Source organism: Niallia oryzisoli (assembly GCF_043641075.1).
Lineage (GTDB): Bacteria > Bacillota > Bacilli > Bacillales > Cytobacillaceae > Bacillus_BD > Bacillus_BD oryzisoli_A.
The window spans coordinates 249,478-263,455 of record NZ_JBHZRC010000001.1 but is presented as its reverse complement, the minus strand read 5'-3'; the positions used below and the strand labels follow the sequence as shown (position 1 = coordinate 263,455).

Sequence of the window (13,978 nt, the reverse complement as noted above, 5' to 3'; positions counted from 1 at the left end):
TAAGATCAAATGACATTCTTTTTCTCTCTTATCACAGGTTCCTTTCTTGAGGGAAGCTGAGCAATTATGACAGCGATAAACATGATAACACAGCCGATTATTTCTTTAAGTGCCATACTTTCGCCAAGTAAAACCATCCCTGATAGCACGGCAAATACCGATTCCATACTTAAAATAATGGCTGATACAGTTGGATTTGTGCCCTTTTGTCCAAGGATTTGAAAGGTATAAGCTATTCCTACTACAACAATCCCTGTATAAAGAATCGGTCCTGCACTATCAAGAATGGAAGATAACTTGATTGTTTCTACAGATAACGCAGCAACAAGAGACAGGATTGATGCAACAAAAAACTGAATGAAAGACATTTTTAACCCATCAACTTTCGGTGCAAAATGATCGATTATCAAAATATGACTGGCCCAAAATACAGTGCCGCATAGAACGATAAAATCACCTTTTGATATCTTAAACCCTTCAGTGATACATAATAAATAGAGTCCGACAACAGCTAATGCAACACCAATCCACACACGCTTACTCACCTTTTTATGTAGAAAAATTCCTAAAAGCGGAACTAGTACGATATACAACGCAGTAATAAATCCTGCTTTTCCGGCTGTTGTGTAAACTAGCCCAGCCTGTTGAAAGGAAATACCGAAAAACAGGGCAACGCCGCAGGCTAACCCTCCAATGAGAAGATCTTTTTTTGTGCCAAACCTTGTATGATCCTTTTGCTTATTTTTATTTAACCTGCCCATGATAAGAATAATAGGTATTAATGAAAGCGTACCAATTAAGAATCTAGTTGCTGTAAAAGTGAAGGGACCGATATAGTCCATCCCTACACGCTGGGCTACGAAAGAAGTTCCCCAAATGATTGCTGTTATGGTAAGAAGGAGTTCTCCACGCATGCTAGTATCTTTCATATGATATCTCCGTTTCTATCATTAGTATTCACAACTAATATTATATCAATAAATCGTTTTCCTTTGCTTTAGTTTTTAATAAATTGAAAATGCGATTACATGCTACAGAAAATAAGATATAAAAATCACGACAACAATCTTTTTTGAATAAACCCTTTTATCTAACATGGAAATTCTTACCTGTCATTTGTATAGCTATTTCAACCATCCTATAAAATGGAGGTGGAAAAAATGACAGATCGAAATCCTATTGAGTATACTGGGAAGGTTCTTGATCAACGGAATACCCTTACTGGTCCGGATGACAACGGTAAAGCTTCCTATCCAGAAAAGCCAAAGCATGTTCCGATAGAAGAGTCTAACATGAAACATTTATCAAGTCATTAAAAAGAGGGCTGCCTTAAGTGGCAGTCTTTTATTCATTTAGCGCTACCGAGGCTAGGAGAATACTAACTTCAATAAATAGTATTTTCCTTCGTAAAAAGTATTCCAATTCTTCCTCCATTCTATTTTAAACTTTTATTACCGTTAGTATGGGTGTCTCTACCATGCGGCCAAGCAAACACGATCAGCCAGACGGTCTAATCCTCAAAACTGATAAAGCATTGTATAAGGCCAAACAAAAGGGAAGAAACCGTGTTGAATTTGATTAAATAAGAGTACAGGAGCTATGAGTAGCAACTCACAGCTCCTGTACTCTTGCTTTTTAAATCAAAGAACGTTTTTTCATTTATTTAAATACTGTTCGTATGATGGAAAAAGAGTTTTATTCAATCTGTTGGGCGGAATCTATCATTTCTTATTGTGTATTTAGCACATAATGTTATTAGTAAATAGAAATGCATGTTATTATTTTAAGGACCAAAATGGTCCTCATACAAAATTCACAAATAAAAAACCAATCGAAGCGGCCAAAATTCCGGCTATCACTGAAGTGATAACGTATAGAATCGCTAGGATCTCTTTCTTTGCTACTATTAAAGTAATAACTTCATATCCAAAAGTAGAAAAAGTAGTATAGGCGCCGCAGAAACCAACTCCTAATAGAAACCATATCCATTCACTTATTCTCTCTGTCAAATGAAGATTGGTCAATATACCTAGTATGAATGACCCTGACACGTTAATCATCCATGTTCCTAGTGGAAAATAGCGCTCGTTTTGAAACTGTTCTTTTATATAGCTGCTTAATAAAAAACGGATTGCACTTCCAAGTGACCCACCGATTCCGATTAACCAAATCATTCCTCAACCGCCTCACTTTTACGAGATAATGCAAGTTTATGGCCTAAAAAGGTTAAAAGAATACCGACAATAATGGAGGTGAAAACGTATAGGGTGGCTTGTCCAACCAAGCCAATTTGGAATAATGTCAGTGTTTCAACTGAGAAGGTTGAAAAGGTAGTGAATGAACCGATAAAACCAGTTCCAATCAAAAGAGTCATCTTATGCGTTACTTTTCGAGCGTGGACTGCATAGGTCAGGAACCAGCCAAGAATAAAACAGCCAATTAGATTAATGGTTAAGGTTGCGAATGGAAAGCCATTACCGGAATGGATCCACTCCCCTATGCTGTATCTTGAAATACTGCCTAAAAATCCTCCAATCATGACGAATAATATATTCATGGTATCCTTCTTTCTGGCACTATCGCCGGAGAACTTATCAATTTCACTGTCTAAAATCGTAAATAATCATTCATTTAGCAGATAACGAAATCCTTAAAGCAATTCTCACAAGTCTTGTGCTATAATTTCCATATAATAATGAAGGTTCTTAACCTTCGAAATTGGAGGCACTTGCATGGAGGCACTAGCTATTATTCCTTTCATCCTAATGATGATTGTTTATCTTGGATTTCTTGGTTTTATTATTTGGGTTGCTGTAAGCTTTATCAAAACTCAAAAAGAACGTAATGTCATCTTAAGAGATATTTCATACAAACTAGACAATATTGAGATGAAAAAAAAAGAAGAGTAATGGTACTCTTCTTTTTTCTTCATAGCAAAGAAGAACCACCTATTTTTGTGTAATTAGCACATAATGTAAAAATAATATTTTGCAGTTATATCATCAAAAGTTCGCGAATATCGTCTTCTGTTAGTGTGGCTGCACCGTTCTCTCCGGGGTTCAACACCTTTTCCAGCATATCCTTCTTTTTTTCCTGCAGTTCATTGATTTTTTCTTCGATTGAACCGCGGGCAACAAGCTTGATCACCTGTACGACCTGCTCCTGTCCAATCCGGTGAGCCCGATCTGCTGCCTGTGCTTCTACAGCTGGATTCCACCATAGATCATACAGAATGACCGTATCAGCACCAGTTAAATTTAAGCCCGTTCCGCCTGCCTTTAAAGAAATAAGAAACAAATCCCGTTCTCCCCTATTAAATCGATTGCATAACTCCAGCCTTTCTTCTGAAGGCGTCTGCCCGTCAAGATAGAAAAAAGGTACTCCCTCCTCCGCTAATTCCCGGCCGATAATGCCAAGCATTTTCGTAAACTGCGAAAATATCAATACTCTTCTCCCTGCTAATTTCGATTCTTCAATAAGCTGCAAGAGCCTTTCAAATTTAGCTGATTTTCCTTTATACCCATCCACAAATAAAGCTGGATGACAGCAGATTTGCCTTAGACGTGTTATGCCCGCAAGTATTTTAATGCGATTCTTTCGGATGGTTTCTTTGTCTAAATGCTTTAATGTATCATGTTTTAGTTTTGCCAAATAAGCAGCATAGAGCTTTTTCTGCTCCGCAAGCAATTCAACAGATTCGATGGACTCCATTTTATTAGGAAGCTCTGTCAGTACATCCTCTTTCAGCCTGCGGAGTAAAAATGGACGTATTCTTCGTGCAATCTTTTCCCTTGTCATATTGCTGTACTCTTTCAAGCCCTGAAATAGTTCGGGAAACACAACATGGAAAATGGACCAAAGCTCTTCAAGGGAATTTTCCACCGGTGTACCGGTAAGAGCGAATCGGTTGTTGGCCTGAATTCTTTTTACTGCTCTTGCGGTTTGCGTTGTCGGATTTTTAAAAGCCTGTGCTTCGTCGAAAAAAACGGTATGAAACACTTGTTTCTCATACCATTTATAATCTTTTCTAAGCAATGGATAGGAAGTAATGATAACATCCTGCACCAGTGCATCCTTCATGATTTCCGTTCTTTCTTTTATGGAGCCATCAACAACAATTGCCTGTACTTCCGGAGTAAATTTCAGCAGTTCGCTAAGCCAATTATAGGTCAAAGAGGATGGACAAACGATTAGTACTGGATTTTTCTTTTGTCGAATAATAGTAAGCTCAGAATAAATATAAGCGATACTTTGCAATGTTTTCCCAAGTCCCATACTGTCTGCTAAAATACCGCCAAACCCATAATGTGCCAGCATCTTCATCCACTTGTAGCCATGCTTTTGATAATCACGCATGATGGTATCCAGCTTTTCCGGAACTTTCACGTTCAAGCGATCAGGATGCTCAATCTCATCTAAAAATCTACGAAACGATTCCTCAATGGTAAATACCTCTTGAACATCAACCGATTCTAACATACGTAGTCCTTGAATCGTGCTTACCTGGAACCCATCCTCCAAATAATCAAACTCATCTGGAATGGTGTAAAGAAATTTCTTTAATGCCTCAAATTCTCTTGTCTCTAAGGATAGCAATGAGCCATCCCTCAGACGATAATATTTTCGTTTTTCCTCTAATGCGGCAAGAACTTCCTTTATTTGATTTTGTGGAATGCTGTCCAAATCAAACGTAAAATCCAGCCAATTCATGCGATCCTTATAGGCCTTTACTCTAATTTTTGGACGGGGATTGCCCCGAAACATTCGATTTCGGACGGCTGTTGTTGCATAAATTTGCACTATTTTTTGAAGCTTTGGGAGTACATGGTATAAAAACTCATATTCCAATTCTTCATTGTATAATAGGAAGCCGCTATCATTTCTGGCAAAGGAGCTTTCCTCCATGAGCTGGAGAATTCGTGCCTCTTTTTCACTGTCTCTTACGACAAATGTCTTAATGGAGCGGTTCTCCAATGGATTAATAATAATTTGATCATAATGAAATTCGAGACCTGCCAGAAGGCGATTGTTGACACGATCTAAATAAAGTTTGGCCTTAAGCGGTGTTCTCCTCAGAGTTTCGGTCATGCTTTCCGGTAGCTGAACCTCCCCTATTCTTTTCAAACCAGGAATAACCTTTTCGAGAAACAGAAAAATCTGCTCTTTTGGAACAGGTATTTGATTGGTACCAGTAGTGGCAAGCATATCCTTTAATTCAACCAGACGGTTAAAATCCTCTTGCTGCAACCTGATTAGTTTTTCTTCTGATAAAACCAACTGATAGGAGGGTAAAATAATCAGATTATGTAAACCACTAATGTTCAGTTGGAAGCCTTTGTCATGTTCTTCAACAAATTTGAACTGAAGCGAAAGAGTTTCTTCTATAACCGTTAGTTTATGATCCTTACCGTTATGCTCCAGCTTCGAATGAGGTGCCTTCTCAAGCACAGGAATAAGCGGCTCCCATGAAGTCGGAGGAATCATTAAAAAGTTTTTATAGTCCGCTTCCATTTCTGTGTAGTGTGAATTTATATATAGGTTTTCATTTTCGAGAATCATAAACAGCTGTCGAAGGACAGCATCATCTTCTAAAAGAAAGCAATAAAGACTAGGATCATATGTCATAACGTTGGAAAGCACAAAGGTGTTACCCTGTTGTACCATTTTGAGAAACTCCCTGATATTCGTGATTTCTATCTGTTCAATTTTGACTTGAATAGCAAGCATTAATTGATTGTCGATGGTTAAAATTTTACAGATAAACTCAGCTTCAAGTATTTTTCGATCTTCAAAATGACGTTTTTTACTGATTGGCGGGGTCTTTTTTTGATTAAATAGACTTAATAGACCCTCTGTCAGCTCTTTATTTCCTATTTCTGGTTGGTTCATCAAAACAGTATCTGGATTTATTCCTTGTTTTTGAAAATGGGATATAGCTATTAAAACAGCAGCAATATGCTGACAGTCTTTTTGAAAGGAAGCAAGCTTCGGACAGCTGCATGAAGCTTTAAGATGATTGGAATCCTCCAGTTCAATATTCACAAAAAATTCCTCGTTCCCGCTAACAATGGCCTTACAGGATTCGGAGCTATAATTTGTAAATGTAACTTTTTTGTTTCGATAATAGACATCTCCTCTTTTGAAGGAGGCAGTGCCACACATTTCTTTTATGATTTTTTGATTTAATTGGGTATTCATATAGGCCTCTCCTTCCAGAGGAATTTCGGTTGGTTTTACAAAAAGATATTATACCATTATACAGAGGGATTCATAAAATAAAAAAACGTCATTAAGACTGGTGCTTAATGACGTTTTTTTCTACTATACCCTTTTTACAAATTCAGATTTTAATTTCATTGCCCCAAATCCATCAATTTTGCAATCTATATCATGATCACCATCAACTAAACGGATATTTTTCACTTTTGTCCCTTGCTTTAACGTCGAAGAAGATCCTTTAACTTTAAGGTCCTTGATGACTGTAACGGTATCTCCATCACTTAACACATTGCCATTTGCATCCTTTATGACCTTTTCATCTCCACTGCTTTCTGCTTCTAATGTCCATTCATGAGCACATTCCGGACAAACAAGCAGGCTTCCATCCTCGTATGTATATTCAGAATTACACTCCGGGCAATTAGGTAATTTTGACATCATCATTTCCTCCATTACATTTGAATATTTGAAAGGTTAAATTTACATCAACCTGTCTATTATACCTTGTGCCGAAGGAAATTTCTCCATAATTTTCGGAATCATTTCAGAAATTACAAAATATCCCATTTCTATACTAAACGGAAAGAAGAACCATCCATAATCTCAATGTCATTTCGTTTTTCAACATCTTCCATTAATTTGAACAAAGCCTGATCCTTCATTTTAGCCTCAATCATACAATCAATCTGTGAAACAGTTCCTTTTATCTCCTTTAAAAACCGAAAAAACATGTCACTATCAATATAGTCTGCATGATGTCGAAATTCCTGCTCATTTTTCGGGCTCGAAATATGCATTTTTATCGGCAAAGGAGAATCTTTCCAGGTAGTAACAATTCTCTCCCAATTCTCCTGCCATTTTTCATTTCGATGGTGTGCAAGATGATGATGATAGTCAAATACAAGTGGAATGCCTAACTTTTCGCATAGATAAAGAGTATCATCAACTGTAAAGGATGTGTCGTCATTTTCAAGCATAATCATTTTTTGAATTGAACTAGGAACCACCATCCAATTTTCCACAAACCGCTCCAATGATTTGTCTGTTTCCTTGTAATTTCCCCCTACATGAAGTACACAGCGATGCTCTGGGTCAATCTCCATATTTTTTAACAGCATGTAATGCAGCTTAAGTGTCTTTATTGAATTTTTTAAAACGTCCTTTTTATCAGAGTTAATAACCACAAAATGATCTGGATGAAAATCGATTCTCATATCGTTTTTCTTAGCAAACTCACCCACTTCAAGCAATTTCTTTTTTAACGGTTTCATATAATCCCAGTCAAGGAGCTCTTCATGGTTTGCGAGCGGAATCAACCGTGAAGTTAAACGGTAAAAGTGAATGTCACTAAACGCATTATGTCTAAGGAGCCTTAGCGTATGTTCTAAATTGGAAATCGCAATCCGCTCTAATTTGCGAATGGCCGCTTCTCTGTCTCTTATTTTTTGGAACTGGGCAAAGGTCATCGTTTGCGACGGAGATGCATTTTGCAGCTCCATACTCATGGCTACATAACCAAGTCGAACAACTGTCATGATATACACCTCACTAACAGTATGGCGATTAAATAGAAATCAAACCTCTAATTAGAAAACCTATATCGGCATACGGTAAAGGTTTTCTCGTTGATATCATCATCATTTATTCCTTCATTAACTTATTTCGATCAACCGCTTGGGGTGCTTGCTCCATCCAGCCATGATCAATCATAATATTGGCTCCGTCTTCTACAAAAATCCCAATATCCATGATAAATTTCGTATACATAGCACCAATATCCCTTCTGCCATTAAGTGACAATGCATTCGCATATGTTCTTACCTTCATCGAAAACATATCAATTTTATGCCAAATCATTAATTTATCGGAAAAAGGAGCAAACGTACTTGTGCTCACTAAATCATCCAATAATAACGGCGACGGCAGATTATCTCGATTTAAATACTGTGAAGCTGCTTCTATATGTTTTGTTGTAATCTCCTTCCCTCTTATCAAAAACTTTTGAACTTCCTCAAATTTAGCAACTTGACTAAAAGCTATAAGCAGTGCCTTACTTGTGACATTGTTTTCAATATTATCGTAGAGATGCGTAATTTCAAGAGCATGTGGTGGCCTAACATTGCCGAAAAAACCATTCAAGTAGCCTTGTTTTTTTACAAACTCCACCTTTTCCGGAATTGGAATGATCGGAGGCTTAATCAAAAAGCCCTTTTGCATTAATACATCGTTCACTTGTGTGACAAGTTCAACTGTTGAATGAAGGATACGAATAAAAAGGTCTCTTATGTCTGTATTAGTCATTAAAGGGATTGCAATCGTATAAATGTTCATACCCGCTTTACTTGTATATTTCAGGTAATGTAAATAAAATCTATCTGAGAATAGCCTCGGAGCGTCTATATTCGCATCTTCCTCTGTAAAACCAATCGGAATTGGAACGTTTTCTTGTTTGTATATCGTGGTAATGTTATCGATGATGCTTTCACATAAATTGAAGGCATCTTCAAGCACGTTCTTAATATCCTCATCATCAACCTGGCTAAGAAAATAGCCTAGAACACATTTAGCCATTGTATTTCCCGTATATGTAACCCAAAGCTTGCCAAGTTCTGTTGATGTCAGTCCGAAGGAATAGTTAATTTTATCCATATTATTACCTCCTACTCAGTACTCTCATAAGTTGCCCTTAAGTGGAATTAATATGTTCATTTCACAACTTTCAATACCCCTTAACGAATGACTATTTTTATAAAAGTTACACAAAATAAGGTCAATACAAAATTTTTTCATTATCTTAATCCGAAAAGAGGTTAATTCCATGAACGTTATAAATGAATTGAACCAATTTCTTGAAGGAAATTATATGGCTATTCACGCTTATGAAAAATATATTTATCATTGTGAAAATCCTGAATTAAAGCATACACTCCAGCAAATACAGCAGCAGCATAAACAGCATGCACTTATGACTGCAGAAAGAATCCAAAATCTCGGGGGCATACCGGTTGATAATCCCGGAGTAAAGGGAACACTGATTGAATGGGCTAAAAACCTAAGAGATAAAACAAAGGGAGACACACATATTGTGGAGGATGCATTAGCAGGAGAAACAAGGGGAATTGAGGTGTCACAGCAAATCCTGAAAGGTGATTTGGACTTTGAAAGCAAACAATTAGTAGAAAGGATTCTTCGGGTTGATGAACAGCATGTTGAATTACTTAATGAGCAGCTTCAGCAAATGATTCATTCGTGATATTAATCTATAAATAAATATTAAAAAGGAGACTCACCTGTTTCCATTAATCGGTGTATTTTAATAAATGTCTGCGTATTTCTGCTGCAGTAGCAGTGGGATTTTCCATTTGAAAGATGACATACCGATATTTTTTATGTCCGTCCAGTTCAATAAAAATTAATGGCTGTACTCGTTCATATGAAAGAAAATACCAGTCATTTGCATACTTAAAACTTCCTTCATAAATATTTAATGTAGGAATGGAAGTACCAGGCATTCTCAACATCATTTGATGTGCTTGAAAATAATCTACATATACATTCTTTATCATTCGATAAGGCATGATTATTTTCCGTTCTAATGCAAAGTATGAAATAAATCCAGTTAATTTTAAAATAAGCTCTTCATCACCAAAATGTAATACCCTTGCCATGATTACACCTCAGATCAAATCAAAATTTTATATGTTAGTAATAGTATACGATGCTTCTTGAAATACATTCTTCCGTATTTCTGTTATTGTCCTTTTATTATTCCTGTATTCCTGAACCCTTGTGAATATATTAACAAAAATAGTTAAAATTTTTTTTAAAAAAATAGTCAGAATTATTAAACTTTTTACTAATATCTGATATAATGTATTTATCACCCTAAATTTAACTAGATTATACCTAATAATCATTAGGGATTCGCTTATCATTCCGCTTGTCTTTGCAGCAAATCGTACAAAGCAACAATTCCTTACATTATTAGAATACCATTTTCCATGCTCTAATATAGCAATTATTAAAGAGAATTAGCAAAATTCTTAATAATTGTGACAAATCTATTTCTATGATAAAGTCATTTCTGCATGGAATTAATTAATCCATGTAGAAACTTTCACATGAACAAAATGCCACTTTGTGGCTTTTGCATAAATTATTAAAGGAGGTACATCTATGTACAATATCAAAGGAAAAGAGAAATTATTCATCTATACTGGTCCAGATGGCTCTGGAAGAAAAACGATTGCTAAAATGGTTGCCACTACATTTGATATGGAAACTGTCTTATCTTATACAACACGTCCGCCTCGCCACTACGAGCAAAACGGTGAGGACTATTATTTTGTCAGCGATGAGAACTTTAAAATAATGGAAGCTAAAGAAGAATTTCTTGAAAGTGTTGAAATCGATGGATTCCATTATGGAATTCGTGAAGAAGATGTAGTTAAAGCGTTTGAGAATCATAATTTAGTATACTTAACATTAAATCCTGAGGGTACTGAAAAGTTAAAGAAAATGTATGGAGACCGTGTCATGAGATTCTTTATTTTCGCTGATCGTGATACTGTGTTAGAAAGATTAAAGGCACGTCATGAAAGCGATGAAGACATCATCCGCCATATGAATCATTACCACGATACAATGCTTTATAAAAACGAATGTGAGCATAGCTTTGAAAACTTTGATCTTCCACAGGCTTCGTTTCAAATCAGTGAAGTAATTGAAAAATTCCTCGATCGAGATATTATCGTTACTGATTATTAAAATTAGAAAAGTTTTTAAGGCTTGTTGGAACTCCTATGGTGGTACTGTGTCCCTAACAATAAAGGGGCAACGTACCAGACCATCTGGTCAGATTTCCATACCTGCTAAATTCTTTAGTTAATGAATGCTTTACCTCTAATGCAGCCCTCAGTATTCATCTAACAATTTAATCCCAACAAAAAAGAAGCCGTTTCCGTTTATCGGATTACGGCTTCTTTTTACACTAACGATGGTCACTTTTTAGAATTCTTTGTTTTTTTATCTTTCTTTTCTTTCTTTTTTTCTGCCTTTTTCTCTTTCTTTGCTTTTTTCTTTTTCTCCTTCTTCGCCTTTTCTTTTTCATCTTTCGTATCTTCCACCAATGAATTCTCCTCTTCTGTCTGCTCTATCACTGTTGCTACCGTTTCTTGGCTATCTATTTCTTTGATTTCCGTTTCATCCTGATTCATAACTTCCTCTACTGTTGACGTTTCCATTTGTCCTTCAGACATTTCTTCCACAAGTGGAGTATTGAATGATTGTTCCCATACTTCAAGTACTTCCTTTGCTACCCGTTCCCAATTATAGATAGAAACAGCCAGTTCTCTCCCTTTTTCCCCCATTTTTTTCATAGCCGCTTTGTTTGATAGTATTTCATTCAATTTTTCTTCAAAGCCTGCTGGTGAATCCGGGTTTTCTACAACAAGACCATTCTCTCCTGACATGATAACTTCGGGATTTCCTCCTCTTGAAGTTGTGACGATTGGTAAACCTGCTGCCATTGCTTCATAATGAACACGTGCAAGCGGCTCCTGCCATAATGAGGTACAGACAAATAGGTCTGCTGCACCAAACCAGTTTTGGATTTCGTTAGGGGAAATAAACCCTGTTGCAACAACTGGAATTGGCAGCTTATTCACTAATGATTTAACGTATGCAATATAATCAGTTATATCATTTTGACTGAACCATTTACTGCCAACAATGACTAACGCTAAATCCTTATGCTTTTTTGCAAGCGAGGGTAATGCCCGTACAAGACGATCTACCCCTTTGTTATGTGACAATCTCCCAGCAAACAGGATAACCGTTTTATTTTCTAAGCCGTGTGCTTTGCGAATTTCATTACGAGTTTTTTGCATGTTAGAGTGATTTCCAGGTAAAAATTGATTGGAATCTACACCAGAATAAATATGACGAAGCTTGGAGTCAGCATCTGGATATAATTCTCTAATTACATTTCCTACATATTTACTAATTGTGACAATATTGGTTACCTCTTGAATAACAGCAGCTGCTTCTTCAGGATTAATCTTTTGAGGATAGAACATATCATTATGCATACTTAACGTAATCTTAGCATTTGGTGCAACGTTTCTTACAGGAAGAACAAGGCGGGGTCGATTAAAGATATGAATTAAATCAAATTGATTGGATTCTAGATATTTTACTACTTCATCCTTGTAAATTTCGAAAACCTTACCAGGAATCCGTGCATAATGAATTCCATCAATTGTTTCAGAATCTGGCAGGGACGGATCATTTACTCCCAACACCGTAATATCATAGTGACTGCGTAAATATGGAAGAATCCCAGAAATATAGGTTTGTATTGCCCCGCCAAGTACTGGAGGAACTGGAAGTTTTTCTGTACAAATCATTAATACCTTCATGTTAATTTCCTCCCTTCCAGTCATCTTTAATTTCTTCTAATACAGGCCACTTTGACTGGTCAGTGTCAACAATTGTTTGAATTAGAGCAACGGTTGCTGGATCATTAAGGAAAAGTTCTGGTTCATAGACTACTTCTTTTATATTCTTATAAAATTCAGTAGGGAGAGATAAATCAATTAATAATACTTCATATAGCTCTGGTGATATCGGATTTGCTTCGTGGTATGCCCTAATCATCTCGCGCACCCAAGTTGTATCCCATCTTAATAAATCAGCCATTGTTCCTGAAATTAATTTTCTTAAATCGCGAATTGGCAGGTCATAGGCAACACCATCCAAGTCTATTATCCACATACCATCAGCACCCATTTGCCCATTTGACCATCCATAATCTTGATGCACTAATCCCCAGCTCTCATTCCCGCTTTGAACTAAGTTGTAATATTGTGATTGTTGTAATCTATCCAAACTATTAATAGCTTGGGTTTCGAAAGTATCAACAACATTTAATAAATGTGAGCTTGCTGGCAAATCATTGTAAGCATTTGCAATGGTACGAAACCAATCCATTTTATTAACGATCTTTTCATATGATTTTGGCCATTTGTATAATCTTGAAGCTGTTTCTGCCTGTTCAGGTGGAACATATCCTTTACTTAATCGATGAAATTCACCTAAAGCATGACAAAGCTGTTTCGCTCCTTCGAGATCCTTTGTCACAGGAAACAGAGGCTCAATCCATTCTGCAACAAACCATAACTTTCCTCCTGCTTCAACATAATTTTGGCCATCCTTTGTTTTGATAATCGGGGGTACTTTGGCTTTCTGCACATCAACTAAATATTCCTGTGCGCCTAAACTAAATAAGCTGCGAGTAGGCCTGCGATGTAACAGTTTAAAGCTTTTTGGTCCTGCGTTAGTCTCAAGCTTCCATATCGCTCCACCCTTATCTGCTTTTGTTGTAACGACCACCATGCTTTTCACTGACAAGTCATACTGTTCTAGAACCTTGTAGCCGATCTGGGTAATATAATCGGGTACATAAAATTCTTCATGGATCGTTTCATCGACTTCCCACGGTTCAATAAATACCTCTTCCATAAAGAGCCTCCTTATTTGAGTCATATTTTCCTATTGAGCAATACTCTTCCTGTCATTGAATGCTATTTCAGTTTGAATGGAACGTCTAATTCACTATGTTGCATCTGGAACTTTACTATTTAGGCATATGCTCTTCATTAGTTTATGTTTGAATTTAGTAACCTGTTTGGACAACTTCCCTTACATTGTAAAATTTCATAAAACGATTGATGGAATATAGATAATATGCTCGTACGAA

Annotated in this window: 15 protein-coding genes; 5 read left to right on the top strand and 10 right to left on the bottom strand. The window is 36.5% G+C overall.

From position 1 onward, the window contains the following. Positions 1–5: 5 nt before the first annotated feature. Positions 6–929, bottom strand: a complete 924-nt coding sequence (locus tag ACHUFV_RS01385; RefSeq protein ID WP_394231748.1) for a DMT family transporter — start codon at positions 927–929, stop codon at positions 6–8. Between the two features lie 231 nt (positions 930–1,160). On the opposite strand from ACHUFV_RS01385, the gene ACHUFV_RS01380 reads away from it, so the two are divergent. Then, positions 1,161–1,316 (top strand): hypothetical protein, encoded by a 156-nt coding sequence (locus tag ACHUFV_RS01380; protein WP_394231746.1) that lies wholly within the window; start codon positions 1,161–1,163, stop codon positions 1,314–1,316. Positions 1,317–1,450: 134 nt separating this feature from the next. After that, positions 1,451–1,582: a diguanylate cyclase domain-containing protein gene (locus tag ACHUFV_RS01375; RefSeq protein WP_394233339.1), complete on the top strand. Its 132-nt coding sequence runs from the start codon at positions 1,451–1,453 to the stop codon at positions 1,580–1,582. A 220-nt stretch (positions 1,583–1,802) separates the two neighbouring features. Here ACHUFV_RS01375 and crcB (ACHUFV_RS01370) read toward each other — a convergent pair whose 3' ends face one another. Further along, positions 1,803–2,174 carry a fluoride efflux transporter CrcB gene (gene crcB, locus ACHUFV_RS01370; RefSeq protein ID WP_394231744.1) on the bottom strand — a complete coding sequence of 124 codons (372 nt, stop codon included), beginning with the start codon at positions 2,172–2,174 and terminating at the stop codon, positions 1,803–1,805. Beyond that, positions 2,171–2,557, bottom strand: coding sequence for a fluoride efflux transporter CrcB (gene crcB / locus ACHUFV_RS01365; protein WP_394231742.1), 387 nt, complete (start codon positions 2,555–2,557; stop codon positions 2,171–2,173). The genes crcB (ACHUFV_RS01370) and crcB (ACHUFV_RS01365) overlap by 4 nt, the downstream gene beginning before the upstream one ends. Before the next feature lie 175 nt (positions 2,558–2,732). Here crcB (ACHUFV_RS01365) and ACHUFV_RS01360 point away from each other — a divergent pair, with 175 nt between their 5' ends. Beyond that, positions 2,733–2,909 carry a hypothetical protein gene (locus tag ACHUFV_RS01360; RefSeq protein WP_394231740.1) on the top strand — a complete coding sequence of 59 codons (177 nt, stop codon included), beginning with the start codon at positions 2,733–2,735 and terminating at the stop codon, positions 2,907–2,909. An 85-nt stretch (positions 2,910–2,994) separates the two neighbouring features. Here the strand turns inward: ACHUFV_RS01360 and ACHUFV_RS01355 are convergent, their stop codons facing one another. From ACHUFV_RS01355 to ACHUFV_RS01340, 4 genes are all read right to left on the bottom strand, one after another. Next, positions 2,995–6,198 carry a DEAD/DEAH box helicase gene (locus ACHUFV_RS01355; protein WP_394231738.1) on the bottom strand — a complete coding sequence of 1,068 codons (3,204 nt, stop codon included), beginning with the start codon at positions 6,196–6,198 and terminating at the stop codon, positions 2,995–2,997. Positions 6,199–6,321: 123 nt separating this feature from the next. Then, a complete protein-coding gene (locus ACHUFV_RS01350) occupies positions 6,322–6,657 on the bottom strand; it encodes a zinc ribbon domain-containing protein YjdM (RefSeq protein WP_394231736.1) in 336 nt (111 codons plus the stop codon). Positions 6,658–6,788: 131 nt separating this feature from the next. Continuing rightward, entirely contained in the window at positions 6,789–7,754 is a 966-nt protein-coding gene (uvsE, locus tag ACHUFV_RS01345; RefSeq protein ID WP_394231734.1) for a UV DNA damage repair endonuclease UvsE, read from the bottom strand. A gap of 106 nt (positions 7,755–7,860) precedes the next feature. After that, complete coding sequence (locus ACHUFV_RS01340) at positions 7,861–8,868, bottom strand: DUF3231 family protein (protein ID WP_394231732.1); 1,008 nt, start codon at positions 8,866–8,868, stop codon at positions 7,861–7,863. A 169-nt stretch (positions 8,869–9,037) separates the two neighbouring features. Here ACHUFV_RS01340 and ACHUFV_RS01335 point away from each other — a divergent pair, with 169 nt between their 5' ends. After that, positions 9,038–9,472, top strand: a complete 435-nt coding sequence (locus ACHUFV_RS01335) for a DUF2383 domain-containing protein (RefSeq protein WP_394231730.1) — start codon at positions 9,038–9,040, stop codon at positions 9,470–9,472. A 46-nt stretch (positions 9,473–9,518) separates the two neighbouring features. On the opposite strand, the gene ACHUFV_RS01330 is transcribed toward ACHUFV_RS01335, so the two are convergent. After that, the gene (locus ACHUFV_RS01330; protein WP_394231728.1) at positions 9,519–9,887 is read right to left on the bottom strand and encodes a hypothetical protein; all 369 of its coding nucleotides are present in this window, start codon (positions 9,885–9,887) and stop codon (positions 9,519–9,521) included. A gap of 508 nt (positions 9,888–10,395) precedes the next feature. On the opposite strand from ACHUFV_RS01330, the gene ACHUFV_RS01325 reads away from it, so the two are divergent. Next, the gene (locus ACHUFV_RS01325) at positions 10,396–10,986 is read left to right on the top strand and encodes a guanylate kinase (RefSeq protein ID WP_394231726.1); all 591 of its coding nucleotides are present in this window, start codon (positions 10,396–10,398) and stop codon (positions 10,984–10,986) included. Positions 10,987–11,219: 233 nt separating this feature from the next. Here the strand turns inward: ACHUFV_RS01325 and ACHUFV_RS01320 are convergent, their stop codons facing one another. Both ACHUFV_RS01320 and ACHUFV_RS01315 read right to left on the bottom strand, forming a co-directional pair. Continuing rightward, positions 11,220–12,638, bottom strand: a complete 1,419-nt coding sequence (locus ACHUFV_RS01320) for a glycosyltransferase family 4 protein (RefSeq protein WP_394231724.1) — start codon at positions 12,636–12,638, stop codon at positions 11,220–11,222. Position 12,639: 1 nt separating this feature from the next. Then, positions 12,640–13,740, bottom strand: a complete 1,101-nt coding sequence (locus ACHUFV_RS01315; protein ID WP_394231722.1) for a CotS family spore coat protein — start codon at positions 13,738–13,740, stop codon at positions 12,640–12,642. Positions 13,741–13,978: the final 238 nt, after the last annotated feature.

What these genes read in the sequence shown, in the direction of transcription:
- ACHUFV_RS01385 (WP_394231748.1), bottom strand. Translation starts at nt 929, where the DNA reads ATGAAAGATACTAGCATGCGTGGAGAACTCCTTCTTACCATAACAGCA.
- ACHUFV_RS01380 (WP_394231746.1), top strand. Translation starts at nt 1,161, where the DNA reads ATGACAGATCGAAATCCTATTGAGTATACTGGGAAGGTTCTTGATCAA.
- crcB (WP_394231744.1), bottom strand. Translation starts at nt 2,174, where the DNA reads ATGATTTGGTTAATCGGAATCGGTGGGTCACTTGGAAGTGCAATCCGT.
- crcB (WP_394231742.1), bottom strand. Translation starts at nt 2,557, where the DNA reads ATGAATATATTATTCGTCATGATTGGAGGATTTTTAGGCAGTATTTCA.
- ACHUFV_RS01360 (WP_394231740.1), top strand. Translation starts at nt 2,733, where the DNA reads ATGGAGGCACTAGCTATTATTCCTTTCATCCTAATGATGATTGTTTAT.
- ACHUFV_RS01355 (WP_394231738.1), bottom strand. Translation starts at nt 6,198, where the DNA reads ATGAATACCCAATTAAATCAAAAAATCATAAAAGAAATGTGTGGCACT.
- ACHUFV_RS01350 (WP_394231736.1), bottom strand. Translation starts at nt 6,657, where the DNA reads ATGTCAAAATTACCTAATTGCCCGGAGTGTAATTCTGAATATACATAC.
- uvsE (WP_394231734.1), bottom strand. Translation starts at nt 7,754, where the DNA reads ATGACAGTTGTTCGACTTGGTTATGTAGCCATGAGTATGGAGCTGCAA.
- ACHUFV_RS01340 (WP_394231732.1), bottom strand. Translation starts at nt 8,868, where the DNA reads ATGGATAAAATTAACTATTCCTTCGGACTGACATCAACAGAACTTGGC.
- ACHUFV_RS01335 (WP_394231730.1), top strand. Translation starts at nt 9,038, where the DNA reads ATGAACGTTATAAATGAATTGAACCAATTTCTTGAAGGAAATTATATG.
- ACHUFV_RS01330 (WP_394231728.1), bottom strand. Translation starts at nt 9,887, where the DNA reads ATGGCAAGGGTATTACATTTTGGTGATGAAGAGCTTATTTTAAAATTA.
- ACHUFV_RS01325 (WP_394231726.1), top strand. Translation starts at nt 10,396, where the DNA reads ATGTACAATATCAAAGGAAAAGAGAAATTATTCATCTATACTGGTCCA.
- ACHUFV_RS01320 (WP_394231724.1), bottom strand. Translation starts at nt 12,638, where the DNA reads ATGAAGGTATTAATGATTTGTACAGAAAAACTTCCAGTTCCTCCAGTA.
- ACHUFV_RS01315 (WP_394231722.1), bottom strand. Translation starts at nt 13,740, where the DNA reads ATGGAAGAGGTATTTATTGAACCGTGGGAAGTCGATGAAACGATCCAT.